Origin of the sequence: Streptomyces liliifuscus (genome assembly GCF_016598615.1) — a bacterium.
GTDB lineage: Bacteria > Actinomycetota > Actinomycetes > Streptomycetales > Streptomycetaceae > Streptomyces > Streptomyces liliifuscus.
This window is the reverse complement of record NZ_CP066831.1, coordinates 9,513,959-9,527,477: the sequence shown is the minus strand read 5'-3', so window position 1 is coordinate 9,527,477 and position 13,519 is coordinate 9,513,959. Positions and strand designations below refer to the sequence as shown.

The 13,519-nt window shown below is 70.6% G+C and carries 10 protein-coding genes; 7 read left to right on the top strand and 3 right to left on the bottom strand.

Annotated elements, in window-relative coordinates; genetic code table 11:
• Positions 1–31 precede the first annotated feature (31 nt).
• Positions 32–1,654, bottom strand: coding sequence for a peptide-N4-asparagine amidase (locus tag JEQ17_RS41505; protein ID WP_200400065.1), 1,623 nt, complete (start codon positions 1,652–1,654; stop codon positions 32–34).
• Positions 1,655–1,772: 118 nt separating this feature from the next.
• On the opposite strand from JEQ17_RS41505, the gene JEQ17_RS41500 reads away from it, so the two are divergent.
• Positions 1,773–3,269, top strand: coding sequence for a glycosyltransferase family 39 protein (locus tag JEQ17_RS41500; protein ID WP_200400064.1), 1,497 nt, complete (start codon positions 1,773–1,775; stop codon positions 3,267–3,269).
• 49 nt (positions 3,270–3,318) lie between these two features.
• Here JEQ17_RS41500 and JEQ17_RS41495 read toward each other — a convergent pair whose 3' ends face one another.
• The gene (locus JEQ17_RS41495) at positions 3,319–4,059 is read right to left on the bottom strand and encodes a hypothetical protein (RefSeq protein WP_200400063.1); all 741 of its coding nucleotides are present in this window, start codon (positions 4,057–4,059) and stop codon (positions 3,319–3,321) included.
• 187 nt (positions 4,060–4,246) lie between these two features.
• On the opposite strand from JEQ17_RS41495, the gene JEQ17_RS41490 reads away from it, so the two are divergent.
• The 4 genes from JEQ17_RS41490 to JEQ17_RS41475 all read left to right on the top strand — a co-directional run bounded on the left by JEQ17_RS41490 (position 4,247) and on the right by JEQ17_RS41475 (position 8,986).
• Positions 4,247–6,046: an ABC transporter transmembrane domain-containing protein gene (locus JEQ17_RS41490; protein ID WP_200400062.1), complete on the top strand. Its 1,800-nt coding sequence runs from the start codon at positions 4,247–4,249 to the stop codon at positions 6,044–6,046.
• Positions 6,043–7,833, top strand: a complete 1,791-nt coding sequence (locus JEQ17_RS41485; protein WP_200400061.1) for an ABC transporter ATP-binding protein — start codon at positions 6,043–6,045, stop codon at positions 7,831–7,833. Before JEQ17_RS41490 ends, JEQ17_RS41485 begins: the two co-directional genes overlap by 4 nt.
• Positions 7,834–8,169: 336 nt before the next feature.
• Positions 8,170–8,640, top strand: coding sequence for a DUF5709 domain-containing protein (locus tag JEQ17_RS41480; protein WP_200400060.1), 471 nt, complete (start codon positions 8,170–8,172; stop codon positions 8,638–8,640).
• 64 nt (positions 8,641–8,704) lie between these two features.
• The gene (locus JEQ17_RS41475) at positions 8,705–8,986 is read left to right on the top strand and encodes a type B 50S ribosomal protein L31 (RefSeq protein WP_200400059.1); all 282 of its coding nucleotides are present in this window, start codon (positions 8,705–8,707) and stop codon (positions 8,984–8,986) included.
• 185 nt (positions 8,987–9,171) lie between these two features.
• On the opposite strand, the gene JEQ17_RS41470 is transcribed toward JEQ17_RS41475, so the two are convergent.
• Positions 9,172–9,966, bottom strand: coding sequence for a metal-dependent hydrolase (locus JEQ17_RS41470; protein ID WP_200400058.1), 795 nt, complete (start codon positions 9,964–9,966; stop codon positions 9,172–9,174).
• Between the two features lie 145 nt (positions 9,967–10,111).
• Here JEQ17_RS41470 and JEQ17_RS41465 point away from each other — a divergent pair, with 145 nt between their 5' ends.
• A complete protein-coding gene (locus tag JEQ17_RS41465) occupies positions 10,112–12,625 on the top strand; it encodes a DEAD/DEAH box helicase (RefSeq protein WP_200400057.1) in 2,514 nt (837 codons plus the stop codon).
• Positions 12,626–12,644: 19 nt separating this feature from the next.
• Positions 12,645–13,517 carry an acyl-CoA thioesterase gene (locus JEQ17_RS41460; RefSeq protein ID WP_200400056.1) on the top strand — a complete coding sequence of 291 codons (873 nt, stop codon included), beginning with the start codon at positions 12,645–12,647 and terminating at the stop codon, positions 13,515–13,517.
• Positions 13,518–13,519 lie beyond the last annotated feature (2 nt).

Here is a 13,519-nt window from a genome sequence, read left to right as displayed (position 1 = left end):
CGAGGATGTGGCACGTCCCACACCGGTCCGGTCAGCAGTCCCTGCGGTCCTCGGTGAGCGTCCCCTGCACGGTCACCAGCGTCCGGTCGTGGCAACCGCCCGATCCGTACAGCCGGTAGCGCTCGCTGGTCGTGCCGACCGCGTGCCGCTGGTCGCGTGGCACGTTCGCCGTATACGTGGCGTCGCCCGCGTAGCTGTCGTCGAGCCGGGACCACGCCGTGCGCCGACCGCCTCGCGTCTCCTCGACCGCGGCCCGGTCCCCCAGCGACAGCACGGTCCGCAGCCGGTCGCCCGCGCCGAGGGTCGTGGTGCCGTCCATGGTGTAGGTGCGGTGCGTCCGGGTCGACTTGGCGGGCCCGTGCTCGTCCACGGTGACTGTCTCGTCGTCGGTCCAGGTCCCCTTCAGCACGTCGGTGTTCTCGCCGTCGGTCCAGCGGTGCACGGAGGTGTTGCCCAGCCTGCGGTCGACGGTGGTCTTCACACGGCCGTGCGAGGTGTCGAGGTATCCGGCCACGGTCAGCCGGTGTCCGGCCTCGGTGTCGAGACGGTGCTCCGAACCGGGCGTGAACGTCGAGGAGTTGTCGAGGTCTCCCGCCCTGTGCGCGGTGAGCTTCCCGGTGACGTGCTTGCTCTTCGCGTCCTGCCAGACGAGGACGTTCACCGGGGTGCTCCAGCCGCTCTGCCCCTCGGGAACGCCCACTACGGAGACGTCGATCCCGTGCGGTCGGCCGTCGTTGAGGAGCCCGGCGAACGGTGTCAGGTCGTACTCGACGGGCTTGATGTCGAAGGCGCGCGGGCCCGGAATCACGTACCAGAGGAAGGGGTTGGACCAGCCTCCGGTCCAGACGGTCGGGAAGGGCGCCGCGATGCCCGCGAGGCGGCCGTCGACCTTGATCTGCACCTCGCGGTAGGGGCCGTCGCCGGCCTTGCAGGAGTACGGCGCGGCGTCGGGCACCGTCAGATACCAGTACTCCTCGCAGCCGCCGCCCGACCCTGTGGCGTATACCTCGGCGACGATGCGTTCACTGTTGCGGGGCGTGGTGAGGGTGCCGTCCCGGAGGGTGAGTACGCGGTCTGGGGTCTTCTTCGCTGCGGGCTCACCCCTGGAGAGAGTGGCGGCGGGCTCGCCCGTGTAGAAGGTGAGTGTGACCTTGACGTCGATGATGCCCGTGTAGGTGTCGTCGACGACGTTCCCGATGAGCATCTCGACGTCCTGCTCCGCCCGGAAGGTGTCGCTGTAGCGCGTGACGTCCTTCTCCACCGACCACTCGATGCCGTCGGGCGAGGGCTGCGGGGTGGACGTACGGAAGACCTCTACTCCACCGATGTGCAGATGGCCGAGGCGGTCGAACTGCCGTCCCTTGACCTTGCCGTCGAGGCGCAGGACGACCTTGCTCCAGCGGTCGCCGCAGCCTCGTGGGGGCGCGTACGTGCCCTTGTAGGGCGTGAAGTCCCGGAACTGTGCCTCGGCGACGGTGACGTCGCAGGACTTGGTGTCCGGTCGGGTGACGGGCGGGGCGGCGGTGACCGGGTCGTGCCAGTCGGTGCCGAACTCGGCAGGCGCGTCGGCCGATTGCGCGGGGGCCGCTCCGAGGAGGGTGCTCGCCACGAGGGTCACCCCGGCGAGCATGGACATGATGATCCGTCTTCTCATGGGCGGTGTTCTACGGGGAGTTGGCCCGGGCCGCAATGAGTCCTCGGGTCATGACGGGCCCCTCGACCGGATCGGTCCCCCTCAGTACGGTGGTGCGACCGGTTGGCGGGGGGACGCTATGGATCGGGAACGGGACGACGCGGCGCGCGAGTTACCTCGTCTCGCCATCGGTCCTGTGGCGGTTCTGGCGGCCGTTTTCGCCGCCGTACTGACCGCGCTGTCCGGCCGATACGGGTACCACCGCGACGAGTTGTACTTCCTCGCGGCGGGCGACCATCCGGCCTGGGGGTACGTCGACCAGCCGCCGCTGACACCGTTCCTCGCGCGGGCGGCCACGGCGCTGTTCGGGGATTCGACCGTCGCGTTGCGAGTCCCGGCGACGCTCGCCTTCGCGGCAGCCGTCTTCGTGGTCGCCCTCGTCGCACGGGAGTTGGGCGGCGACCGCAGGACACAGGTGGTCGCGGCGGGGCTCGCGGGCGCGTCCGGGCAACCCTTGGGCGTCGGGCACATGGTGTCGACCGCGACCTTCGACCTGCTGGCCTGGCTGCTGATCTGCTGGCTGGTACTGCGCCTGCTGCGCACCGGCGACGGGCGGTGGTGGCTTGCGATCGGCCTGTGCGTGGGGGCCGGTCTGCTGAACAAGTACCTCGTGGCACTTCTGGTCGTCGCGCTGCTCGCGAGCGTGCTCGCAGTGGGGCCGCGGCGGGTGCTGCGCAGCCCGTGGCTGCTCGCCGGGGCTGCCGTGGCCCTCGCTGTGGCGGCGCCCAATCTGTGGTGGCAGGCGGACCACGACTGGCCTCAGCTGACGGTCGCGGAGGGCATCGGCACGGACGACGGGACCGAGAACCGGATCCTGTTCGTGCCCGACCAACTCATCTATCTGTCCCCGCTGTTCGTTCCGGTATGGGTCGTCGGCTGGCTGCGGCTCTGGCGCGATCCGGCCCTGCGGTGGGCTCGTCCTGCGGCGGTCGCGTACCCCCTGCTGTGCGTGCTGGTCGTGGCGCTGGGCGGCAAGGGGTACTACGTCGTTCCGCTGTTGATCGTGCTGCTCGTGGCGGGCTGCGAGCCTGCTCTGGCCTGGACGCGGCGGCACGGCCGTACGTGGCCCGTGGTGGCCGTGCTCGTGACCGTCGCGGTCAACGCGTTGGTCACCCTGCCCGTGCTGCCGCCGAGTTCGCTCGCCGTGCCGATGGCGCTCAACAAGGAGCAGGGCGAGCAGGTGGGTTGGCCCGCGCTGGCCGACGCGGCCGCGAAGGGGTGGTCCACGATTCCCGCGGGTGAGCGGGCGCGCGCCGTGGTCTTCACGCAGAACTACGGCGAGGCGGGTGCCCTGGACCGCTACGGCCCCGCGCGCGGGCTTCCCCGGCCCTACTCCGGCCATATGAGCTACGCCGACTGGGGCCCTCCGCCGGACTCGGCCGACGGACCGGTGCTCGTCGTCCGGCAGGAGGACGCGGACGGCATCGAGCGGTACTTCACCGACTGCCGTCGGGTCGCGCGCGTGGACAACGGGCACGGGGTGGAGAACGAGGAGCAGGGCGCGGCCGTGGTGTTGTGCTCGGGAACGACGCGGCCGTGGTCGCGACTGTGGCCGTCCCTTCGCCACTACTACTGAGGGCGCTCAGCTACTGCTGAGGGGGCGCGCGCCGGCCGGTGACGGGCGGTCAGGCGGCCTTGAGGTTGGCCTTGTCGCCCATCACCACGACCGGTTTCTGGTCCGGGTCGAGGGTGCGCAACAGGTATTCCATGCCGGACTTGGGCAGGCTCACGCAGGCCGACGTACCGCTGCCGTGGTCCATGTGCAGCCAGATGCTGCCGCCCTTGGACTGGCCCTGGGGGCGGGTCGGGTCGTTCGGTGAGGTGCCCTTGACGCGGTTGTAGTCGATGGCGATGACGTAGTCGAAGTCGTTCCAGTGCGACTTGGCCCAGTAGTGCGGGGCCTGGAAGCCCGCCGACTCGGTGTACGGAAGCCTGGCCCCGGGGTCGGCGAGCACTCCGCCCGCGTCGCTGAGCGTGAAGACCCCGACGGGGCTGCGCTTGTCGTTCTCCCGGTGGTTGGTCGTCCAGCCCTTCTTGCCGTTGTGTCCCTTCCAGCTGCGGGTCTTGTCCCAGGTGGAGCCGGACTTGGTGTAGAGGACGATCGTGGAGTCCGCCGAGTCCTCGCCCTCTCCGTAGACGGCCACGACCTGGCGGGAGCCCGCGGGGATCTGCTTCCGCAGCTTGTCGCCGACGTCCGGGATGGTCTTGAGGTCGACGGTGCGCGCCTTCTCGGGCCGGCCGGCCGCCTGTGCGTCGCTCTTCTTCCCGCTCCCGCCGTCCGAACCTCCGCAGGCCGCCAGGGACATCAGAAGGGCACCGGACACCGCGGCCGCGGCCGTCGTGCGCATCGCACCGCCTATTCGCATCGGTCCATCGTCGCACCACGATCCGGACGATTGCGTCCGGCCCCTCGGCTTCCGGGCGATATGCGGGCGGTCCGGGCCGAATCTTTGCCTCGCGGCGGAAAACCGTTTGCCTGCGGACACTCTGTGACGCGAACCTTTCACGGTTTGTTGCCTCCCCCACTCCGTTCAACGAGCTCCCTGGGACGTCATGCAGATTCAAGACCTTCCGTATCCCGACCCGGGTGTGCCGGACGCACGCTCGGGGCCCCGGTTCCTGGTGTGGCTCGGCCGTAATCAGCTCGGCGGACAGGCGAAGGCCCTGGCCTGGGGTCTGCTGCACTTCATGTCCGTGTCCGGGCTGCCCTTCTGTGTGGGCTTCGCCGTCCAGGCCGTCGTGGACCGCTCCGGTGCGCGACTCGGCATGGCGGGCGGGCTGATGGCGCTGTGCGGGGTCGGTATCGCGCTGGGCGACTCCATGCTCCACCGGGCCGCGGTCACCAACTGGATCACCGCGGCAGCGCGCGTCCAGCAGCTCCTGGCGCGCAGGACCGCCCTGCTGGGCTCCGCGCTGACGCGGCGCGTGGCGGCCGGTGAGATCGTCGCGGTCTCGACCGGTGACGTGGAGAAGATCGGCTGGTTCGTGGAGGCCGTGTCGCGGTTCACCGCGGCCGCGGTCACGATCGTGTTCGTCTGTGTCGCCCTGGTGGTCTACCAGCCGGCGCTCGGTGTCGTCGTCGCCGTGGGTGTGCCCATTCTGGCGCTCGCGGTGCTGCCGTTGCTGCCCCGGGCGACCCGGCGCGCCGACTTCCAGCGCGAGAAGGCCGGGCACGCCACCGAGCTCGCCTCGGACACCGTCGCGGGTCTGCGCGTGCTGCGCGGCATCGGCGGCGAGGAGCTGTTCCTCGACCGTTACCGCCGCGCCTCGCAGGAGGTCCGGCACGCGGCCGTACGCAGCGCCCGTATGTGGGCACTGATCTCCGCGATCCAGGTCCTGCTGCCCGGGCTGCTGCTGATCGTCGTCGTCTGGCACGGCGTGAACCTGGCCCGCGACGGCCGGATCACCGTCGGCGAACTGGTCACCGTGTACAGCGCCGTCATGCTCCTCACCTACCCGCTCCGTCACTTCGAGGAGATCGCGATGGCCTACTCGTTCTCCCGGCCGTCCGCGAAACGCGCCGCCCGGGTGCTGTCGCTGGAGCGGGCGACGGACGGCGAGGGCTCGCGCGAGGCCGTCGTACCGGCAGGTGATCTGTACGACCCCGCGACCGGGCTGCTCGCGCCCGCCGGACGGCTCACCGCGGTGGTGTGCGGCGACCCGGACACTGCGGGCGTGCTCGCCGAGCGGCTCGGCGGTCATGCGGCGGACTCCTCGGAGCTGCCGTCGGCGCTGGTCGGCGGCGTGCCGCTGGACGAGCTGCCGCTCGACTCCGCCCGCAGCGCCGTGCTCGTGCAGGACAAGGACCCGGTGCTGCTCTCCGGCACCCTGCGCGAACTGCTCGACGTGCCCGCCTCCGGGGACGTCAGTCCCGAGGAGGCACTGACCGCCGCGCAGTGCGGCGACGTCCTGGACGCGCTCGCCCAGGGGTCGCTGGACGCCGCCGATCCGATGGACGCCCGGATCACCGAACGCGGCCGCTCCCTGTCGGGCGGCCAGCGCCAGCGTCTCGCGCTGGCCCGGTCGCTGATCACGGACCCGGAGGTGCTCGTCCTGGACGAACCGACGTCAGCGGTCGACTCGCACACCGAGGCACGCATCGCCGACGGCGTCCGGTCCCTGCGCCAGGGCCGTACGACGGTGGTGTTCACCTCGTCGCCGCTGCTCCTGGACCACGCGGACCGGGTCGTACTCGTCCACGAGGGCGAGGTCGCGGCGGTCGGCGTGCACCGCGAGCTGCTGCACAGCGAGCCCCGGTACCGGGCCGTGGTGACCCGGGAGACCGACGACGAGGCCGCCGCCCACGAACTGGGCCACCTGCCGGAACTGGAAGAAATCGAGGAGACCGCATGATCGGCGTGGCGCCACCGGCCTACGACCCGGCGGCCCCGACGACCGCAGAGACCCTGCCCGTCGGAGCCCCCGCGACCGTACGCGCCTACGTGGCCGAACTCTTCCAACGGCACCGCCGGGCCTTCCTGCTGCTCATCACCGTCAACACGGTCGCCGTCGTCACCTCGATGGTGGGCCCCTACCTGCTGGGTTCGCTCGTCCAGCGCGTCTCCGACGGCACGGCGGCCGCGCGCGAACTGCACCTGGAACGCACCGCCGCGCTGTTCGTCCTCGCCCTCGTGGTCCAGGCCGTGTTCGTACGCCAGGTGCGGCTGCGGGGCGCGATGCTCGGCGAGCGGATGCTGGCCGACCTGCGCGAGGACTTCCTCGTTCGGTCGGTGGGACTGCCGCCGGGCGTCCTGGAGCGGGCCGGGACGGGCGATCTGCTGTCCCGGATCACCACGGACATCGACCGGCTGGCCAACGCCATGCGCGAGGCCGTGCCGCAGCTGGCCATCGGTGTGGTGTGGGTGGTGCTGCTGCTCGGCGGACTCGCCGTGACCGCGCCGCCGCTCGCGCCCGCCGTGCTGGTCGCCGTCCCGATCCTGGTGGTCGGCTGCCGCTGGTACTTCAAGCGCGCGCCGTCCGGCTACCGCTCGGAGGCCGCCGGTTACGCCGCGGTGGCCGCCGTGCTCTCGGAGACCGTGGATGCGGGCCGCACCATCGAGGCGCACCGCCTCAGCGAGCGCCGCATCGCGCTGTCGGACCGGCGGGTCCAGGAGTGGACCGCCTGGGAGCGGTACACCCTGTGGCTGCGCTCGGTGCTCTTCCCGGTCATCAACCTCACCCACGTCACGGTCCTCGGCTCGGTCCTGATGATCGGCGGGTACTTCGTCCTCCAGGGCTGGATCGGGGTGGGGCAGCTGACGACGGGCGCCCTGATCGCGCAGATGCTCGTCGACCCGGTGGGCCTGATCCTGCGCTGGTACGACGAGCTCCAGGTGGCCCAGGTGTCGCTGGCCCGGCTGGTCGGCGTCCGCGACATCGAGCCGGACGCCGGTGACGCGTCGCTGGCCCCCGACGGACGGGACGTGCACGCCGACCGGGTGCACTTCGGCTACCGCGAGGGCGTCGACGTGCTGCGCAAGGTCACCCTGGAGGTCGCGCCGGGCACCCGGCTGGCCCTGGTCGGCCCGTCCGGCGCGGGCAAGTCCACGCTGGGCAGGCTGCTCGCCGGGATCTACGCGCCCCGGACCGGCCGGATCACGCTGGGCGGCGCCGAACTGTCCCGGATGTCCGCCGAACGGGTCCGCTCCCATGTGGCCCTCGTCAACCAGGAACACCACGTGTTCGTGGGCGCCCTGCGCCACAACTTGCTCCTCGCCCGCACGGAGGCCGACGACGCCGAGCTGTGGGCCGCCCTCGGCGCGGTCGACGCCGACGGCTGGGCGCGGGCGCTGGACGACGGTCTGGACACCGAGGTCGGCTCGGGCGGGCTTGCTCTCACCCCGGCCCAGGCGCAGCAGATCGCGCTCGCCCGGCTGGTGCTCGCCGATCCGCACACGCTGGTCCTGGACGAGGCCACCTCGCTCCTCGACCCGCGCGCGGCAAGGCATCTGGAGCGCTCGCTGGCCCGTGTTCTGGACGGCCGCACCGTGGTCGCCATCGCCCACCGGCTGCACACCGCCCACGATGCGGACGTCATCGCGGTCGTCGAGAACGGCCACATCAGCGAGCTGGGCAGCCATGATCAACTGGTCGCCGCGGACGGCGCGTACGCGGCACTGTGGCGGTCCTGGCACGGGTGAGCGGGAACTTCCGGTCGGCTCCTGTGCGGGCCGACCGGGGCCGCTCCCAGGTCCACTCCTGAGCCGGGGCGGGGTCGCGCCACGGCGTGCTCCCCGCCCCGGCCCGCGCCCACCGCTGGTGAGAGGGCCCCGAGTGTGCCGCCGGGCCCCGTGCCGTTGCGCGGTGTCGAAGAGGGGTGGAAGGGTGGATGTCGGCACCGGCTCGGGGAACGCCCGGGAACCGCCTGGTTCCGCACGTTCCGTACGTCCGTACAGGCGAGGCCTGGGCCGAGCGGCCCGCGCACCCGCCGCCGAACACGGTGACAGCAGGCCGGCCCGCACCACCTGGAGGTACCCGTGGACAGCGCCGACGGTTGGGGAGACGACGTCTACCAGCCCGACGGATCCGAGGTTCAGGACGACGCGGGGCTGCTCGACGCCGAGGACACCCTGGAATCCGACGGCGTGAACGATCCTCTGGACCGGGGCTGGTCACCACCGGAGCGACCGTGGGCGGTGGAGCGCAACGACGTGACCGCTGCCGAGCGCCATCGCGGCGAGACCCTCGACGAGCGCCTGTCGGAAGAGGTTCCGGAGATCGCGGCGCCGGACGGTGACGGCATCGGAGACTGCCCGGACTCGGACGGCGAACCCCTGGACAACGAGGTGGGTGCCCTCCGCTCCGGCCGTCTCGTGGCGCCGAACGAAGGGGCGCACGAGGATGGGGAGAGCGGCCTGATCGCCACCGACGTGGGCATCGACGGCGCCGCGGCCTCGGCGGAAGAGGCCGCCATGCACATCGTCGACGAGGACTCCCCGTACGGCTGACGGGGCTGATCCCGTCGTCTCCCCCGACCTGTCCGTGCACCCTCTCCCCAGGCAAGGAGCACTCATGCAGCAGGACAAGCAGCCCGACTACCACCCCGTGGTCTTCCGTGACCGCACCGCCGGATACGCCTTCCTCACCCGGTCCACCGCGACCAGCGACCGGACGATCGACTGGGACGACGGCGAGACGTACCCCGTCGTGGACGTGGAGATCTCCTCCGAGAGCCACCCCTTCTACACGGGCAAGGCCCGGACCGTCGACACGGAAGGCAGGGTCGCCCGCTTCGAGAAGCGGTACGGCAGCGCGAGCCAGGACCAGGCACCGGGCGGGGGCGACGCGGCCTGATCGTGCCGGAGGGCGGATGCCGGGCTGTCGGATACTGCCCTTGCCCAGCGCTCGCCGTCGAGGAACGGCGCTCGCCCAGCGGGCGTGGTCGAGGGACGGAGCTCGTCGGCGGTCGCCGTCGGGGGATGGTGCTGCTCGCCGGCGGTCGCGGTCGGGGGACGGAGTTCGCCAGCAGGTGCGGTTGTTCAGATGAAGTTGAGAGCGGCCGCGCAGCCCACCCCACCGAGCAGCATGAACGCCGGCATCAGGACCTTCAGCTCGACCCAGCTGCCCGCCCGGAACCGCATCACCTTGGGCGGTCCGATCGGGTACCAGCGCTTGCGGCCGATCGGGATGGGCCACAGGATCGGGCAGCCCGACACCGTCAGCGCGTCCCCGATGTCGTGCACCAGCGCGCCGAGCAGGATCGGCAGCCCCAGCCACAGGTACTCCTGGCCCGGCGCGGTGAACAGCCAGTCGGCGCCGTTGCCCGGCTTGTCCAGTACTCCCGCGAGGATCCAGGCACTCGTGGCGGCCAGCAGCCACACGAGGATGTCGGCGCTGGAGCCGCGCGTCGCCCGCCAGAGCAGCCCCTCGATGGCGAGCACTATGTGCACGAAGAGGAGTGCCAGAACCCCCCAGCGGCCTCCCGTGATCGCGATGGCCGAGGCTCCGGCGCCGATCATCACCGCCCACAGCCAGGTGTGCGTCAGGGTGCGGTGCCCACCGGAGCGACGTGGGTCGCCCGCCTTCTTCGTCCCCTTGTAGACGGCGTAGGAAAGCTTGTCGACGATCTCGCACAGCCCTCGCGAGACGGGTCCGAAGGCCCGCGAGATGGTCGCCGCCTTGTGGTCCAGATCCGGGGCGAGTGCCGCGCCCGCGCAGATCAGCGCGCCGACCAGGAGGACCGGCCAGGGCATCGTGTGTCCCGTGGCGGCCGCCGCGGCTCCGACGCCCAGCCAGGCCGCCGCTCCCGACAGTGAGTGTGCTGGTCCCATCATCGCCGTACCCCGCCCCATTCCACTTGTACTGACAGCCAGTTGCCCAGGCGCGCTGACGCTCCGTCGGCGCCACAGCGTAGCGTTCGTGATCTTCCGTCCCGCAGCCGATTCCCCCCTCAGGGGCGTTCACAGGCAAGATGGGTGCGTGACCCTTATCGATCAGCTGCCGAAGACCGCAGATCCCGACGCCCTCTACGAAGCCTTCGAGTCGTGGGCCGGGGAACGCGGTCTCACGCTCTACCCCCACCAGGAGGAGGCGCTGATCGAGGTGGTTTCGGGTGCGAACGTGATCGTTTCGACGCCCACGGGTTCCGGCAAGAGCATGATCGCCGCGGGTGCGCATTTCGCGGCGCTCGCCCGGGACGAGGTCACCTTCTACACGGCGCCGATCAAGGCGCTCGTCTCGGAGAAGTTCTTCGAGCTGTGCAAGATGTTCGGCACCGAGAACGTCGGCATGCTGACCGGCGACGCGTCCGTGAACTCCGACGCGCCGGTCATCTGCTGTACCGCCGAGGTCCTGGCGTCCATCGCGCTGCGCGACGGCAAGCGGGCCGATGTCGGCCAGGTCGTGATGGACGAGTTCCACTTCTACGCCGAGGCCGACCGCGGCTGGGCGTGGCAGATCCCGATCCTCGAACTGCCGCAGGCCCAGTTCATCCTGATGTCGGCGACGCTCGGCGACGTCTCGATGTTCGAGGAGGACCTGACCCGGCGCACCGGCCGTCCCACCTCGGTCGTCCGCTCGGCCACCCGGCCCGTGCCCCTCTCCTACGAGTACAAGCTGACGCCGCTCACGGAGACGCTCACCGAGCTGCTGGAGACCAAGCAGGCGCCCGTCTACATCGTGCACTTCACGCAGGCCCAGGCCGTGGAGCGGGCGCAGGCGCTGATGAGCATCAACATGTGCACGCGCGAGGAGAAGGACCAGATCGCCGAGTTGATCGGCAACTTCCGCTTCACCACCAAGTTCGGCCGCAATCTCTCCCGTTACGTAAGGCACGGCATCGGTGTGCACCACGCCGGCATGCTGCCCAAGTACCGGCGCCTGGTGGAGAAGCTGGCGCAGGCCGGTCTGCTGAAGGTCATCTGCGGCACCGACACCCTCGGTGTGGGCGTCAACGTCCCCATCCGCACCGTGCTGTTCACGGCTCTGACCAAGTACGACGGCACCCGGGTGCGGACGCTGCGCGCGCGGGAGTTCCACCAGATCGCGGGCCGTGCGGGACGGGCGGGCTTCGACACGGCCGGCTTCGTCGTGGCGCAGGCCCCCGAGCATGTCGTGGAGAACGAGAAGGCCCTCGCCAAGGCGGGCGACGACCCGAAGAAGCGTCGCAAGGTGGTGCGCAAGAAGGCGCCGGAGGGCTTCGTCGCCTGGACGGAGAACACGTTCGCGAAACTGATCTCCTCCGATCCGGAGCCGCTGACCTCGCGCTTCCGGGTCACCCACACGATGCTTCTGTCGGTGATCGCCCGGCCCGGCAACGCCTTCGCCGCGATGCGGCATCTGCTGGAGGACAACCACGAGCCGCGCAAGCAGCAACTGCGGCACATCCGGCGGGCGATCGCCATCTACCGATCGCTCCTCGACGGCGGGGTCGTGGAGAAGCTCGACGAGCCGGACGCCGAGGGGCGCATCGTGCGGCTCACCGTCGACCTGCAGCAGGACTTCGCCCTCAACCAGCCGCTGTCGACCTTCGCGCTGGCCTCGTTCGAGCTCCTGGATCCCGAGTCGCCCTCGTACGCCCTGGACATGGTGTCCGTCGTGGAGTCCACGCTGGACGATCCGCGGCAGATCCTCGCCGCCCAGCAGAACAAGGCCCGCGGCGAGGCCGTCGCGGCGATGAAGGCGGACGGTGTCGAGTACGAGGACCGCATGGAGCGGCTCCAGGACGTGTCGTACCCCAAGCCGCTGGAAGAGCTGCTCTTCCACGCGTACGACACCTACCGCAAGAGCCATCCGTGGGTGGGCGACCATCCTCTCTCCCCGAAGTCCGTCATCCGTGACATGTACGAACGGGCCATGACCTTCACGGAGTTCGTGTCCTTCTACGAGCTTGCCCGCACCGAGGGCATCGTCCTCCGTTACCTGGCAAGTGCCTACAAGGCCCTCGACCACACCGTCCCGGACGACCTGAAGTCGGACGACCTGGAGGACCTGATCGCCTGGCTCGGCGAGATGGTGCGTCAGGTCGACTCCAGCCTCCTCGACGAGTGGGAGCAGCTCGCCAACCCGGAGGTGATGACGGCGGAGGAGGCCCAGGAGAGGGCCGACCAGGTCAAACCTGTCACCGCCAACGCTCGTGCCTTCCGGGTCCTCGTCCGCAACGCCATGTTCCGCCGTGTCGAACTCGCCGCCCTCGACCATGTCGGGGAACTCGGCGAGATGGACGGCGAGTCCGGCTGGGACGCCGACGCCTGGGGCGAGGCGATGGACAAGTACTGGGACGAGTACGACGACCTCGGTACCGGCCCCGACGCGCGCGGACCCAAGTTGCTGCTCATCGAGGAGGAGCCGCAGAACGGACTGTGGCGCGTTCGCCAGGCCTTCGCCGACCCGAACGGCGATCATGACTGGGGCATCAGCGCGGAGGTCGACCTCGCGGCCTCGGACGCCGAGGGCCGTGCCATCGTCAAGGTCACCGACGTCGGCCAGCTGTGAGCACAGGAGAACGCGACACATGACGAATCCAGCGGAGCGACTGGTCGACCTGCTCGACCTGGAGCAGATCGAGGTCAACATCTTCCGTGGGCGCAGCCCGCAGGAGTCCCTGCAGAGGGTCTTCGGCGGGCAGGTGGCGGGCCAGGCCCTGGTCGCCGCCGGCCGTACCACGGACGGCGGACGCCCCGTGCACTCGCTGCACGCGTACTTCCTGCGCCCGGGTCGGCCGGGCGTGCCGATCGTGTACCAGGTCGAACGGGTCCGCGACGGCCGGTCGTTCACCACGCGCCGCGTCACCGCCGTGCAGCAGGGCCGCACGATCTTCAATCTGACTGCCTCCTTTCACAAGCCCGAGGAAGGGAGCTTCGAACACCAGTTGCCGCCGGCCCGTGAGGTCCCCGATCCCGAGTCGCTCCCGACCGTCACTCAGGAGATCAAGGAGCATCTGGGCGCGCTCCCCGAGACGTTGGAGCGCATGGCCAGGCGCCAGCCCTTCGACATCCGCTACGCGGACCGGCTGCGCTGGACCCCCGAGGAGATCGAGCACGCCGAACCGCGCAGCGCCGTGTGGATGCGTGCCGTCGGCCCCCTCGGCGACGACCCGCTGGTCCACACGTGCGCGCTCACCTACGCGAGCGACATGACGCTCCTGGACGCCGTCCGCATCCCGGTGGAACCCCTCTGGGGCCAGCGCGGTTTCGACATGGCGTCCCTGGACCACGCGATGTGGTTCCATCGGCCGTTCCGTGCCGACGAGTGGTTCCTGTACGACCAGGAGTCGCCGATCGCGACGGGAGGCCGAGGGCTGGCCCGGGGCCGGATCTACGACCTGGAGGGACGTCTGCTCGTCTCCGTCGTCCAGGAGGGACTGTTCCGCAAGCTCGAGGGCTGACG

Coding starts and splice junctions, on each gene's coding strand:
- JEQ17_RS41485 (WP_200400061.1), top strand. CDS start 6,043: ATGATCGGCGTGGCGCCACCGGCCTACGACCCGGCGGCCCCGACGACC.
- JEQ17_RS41490 (WP_200400062.1), top strand. CDS start 4,247: ATGCAGATTCAAGACCTTCCGTATCCCGACCCGGGTGTGCCGGACGCA.
- JEQ17_RS41470 (WP_200400058.1), bottom strand. CDS start 9,966: ATGATGGGACCAGCACACTCACTGTCGGGAGCGGCGGCCTGGCTGGGC.
- JEQ17_RS41460 (WP_200400056.1), top strand. CDS start 12,645: ATGACGAATCCAGCGGAGCGACTGGTCGACCTGCTCGACCTGGAGCAG.
- JEQ17_RS41475 (WP_200400059.1), top strand. CDS start 8,705: ATGCAGCAGGACAAGCAGCCCGACTACCACCCCGTGGTCTTCCGTGAC.
- JEQ17_RS41505 (WP_200400065.1), bottom strand. CDS start 1,654: ATGAGAAGACGGATCATCATGTCCATGCTCGCCGGGGTGACCCTCGTG.
- JEQ17_RS41495 (WP_200400063.1), bottom strand. CDS start 4,059: ATGCGAATAGGCGGTGCGATGCGCACGACGGCCGCGGCCGCGGTGTCC.
- JEQ17_RS41500 (WP_200400064.1), top strand. CDS start 1,773: ATGGATCGGGAACGGGACGACGCGGCGCGCGAGTTACCTCGTCTCGCC.